Source organism: uncultured Campylobacter sp. (assembly GCF_938031315.1).
GTDB lineage: Bacteria > Campylobacterota > Campylobacteria > Campylobacterales > Campylobacteraceae > Campylobacter_B.
This window is the reverse complement of the sequence record NZ_CALHHT010000174.1, coordinates 1-1251: the sequence shown is the minus strand read 5'-3', so window position 1 is coordinate 1251 and position 1251 is coordinate 1. Positions and strand designations below refer to the sequence as shown.

General features: G+C 47.8%; 1 protein-coding gene and 1 pseudogene. One reads left to right on the top strand and one right to left on the bottom strand.

What is annotated here, in order from left to right; all coding sequences use genetic code 11:
• Positions 1–170, bottom strand: a 170-nt coding sequence (locus Q0236_RS13260; protein ID WP_367274734.1) for a metal ABC transporter permease, incomplete at its 3' end; no start/stop codon positions are given.
• Between Q0236_RS13260 and Q0236_RS04620 the strand changes: the two are divergent.
• Positions 140–1144 (top strand): annotated as a pseudogene (locus tag Q0236_RS04620) (cytochrome c biogenesis protein); the annotation flags it as partial. The gene Q0236_RS13260 and the pseudogene Q0236_RS04620 sit on opposite strands and share 31 nt — an antisense overlap.
• Between the last annotated feature and the right edge of the window lie 107 nt (positions 1145–1251).

The window sequence follows — 1251 nt, the reverse complement described above, 5'->3', positions numbered from 1 at the left end:
ACAACCCCGATGGAAAGACAGCTATGCGCAATAATGCCAAGCAACGTATCCACAGAAAATTGCGTATTATTTTCCAACCAAACCATGGCAATGGAAAGCAAGACTGTGAGGACTAAAATGGCGATATAAGGGTTAATTTGTAAAAAAATACCAAGCGCAACACGGCGCAAACTTAATGCCTAGCGAGAGCGCGATAAAATATGAAATTTTATTTAATAAGGCTAAAATTTTCAAGCGCCTCTTTCCGATCTACACTGTCTCGGGATTTTTGCTTCTGATCTTTATCTTTTTGCGAATGATGAAGCCCGCTCTTCGCTTAGGCGGCGCATTTAAGCTCGTTTATATCGTAAATATCATCGCCTTCATCGCGCACACCGCAGGTCTTGCGCTACGCGGCTACGTCTCGGGGCACGCGCCGTGGAGCAACTCCTACGAATCGCTCATCTATATCGCGTGGGCGCTGTCGCTAAGCGGAATATTTTTCTCGCGCAAATCTGCAATCTCGCTGGCGCTTACCTCGATAATGGCGGGCATTACGCTGATGGTGGCGCATCTTAGCGACATCGATCCGCAGATTACCAATCTACAGCCGGTCTTAAAATCATATTGGCTTACGATCCACGTTTCGGTAATCACCGCAAGCTACGGATTTTTAGGGCTTTGCATGCTACTTGGGATTTTCACCCTCGTGATGTTTTTATTCGACAAGAAAAACCCCGAGATCGCTCGCAATATCGCAGAAGCCACGCATATCAACGAAATGTCGATGATCCTAGGTCTTTGCCTGCTGACGGTGGGCAACTTCCTAGGCGGCGTGTGGGCGAACGAAAGCTGGGGGCGCTACTGGGGCTGGGATCCGAAGGAGACCTGGGCGCTCATTACGATTTTCATCTACGCGGTAGTAGTGCATTTTAGGTTTATGCCTAAGCTCAATAATCAATTCGCCTTTGCCGTAGCCTCAATGTTTGCGTATTTTAGCGTCATAATGACCTATTTTGGTGTAAATTTCTACCTAAGCGGCATGCACTCCTACGCTAGCGGCGAGCGTATTCCGGTGCCGGGCTGGGCGTACGCGATGGTCGCTTCGATGGTGGCTCTTGCGATCGGAGCGTATTTTCGCTCGGGCAAAGCAGCCAAACTCTAGCGCGGTATGGTTTTAAATTCAGCGAGATTCCGCGATTAAAATTTGCGAAGTCCGCTAAATTTAAAATTTCAAAACCATAGCGATCGGGGCGAACTTTAAAATTTCAA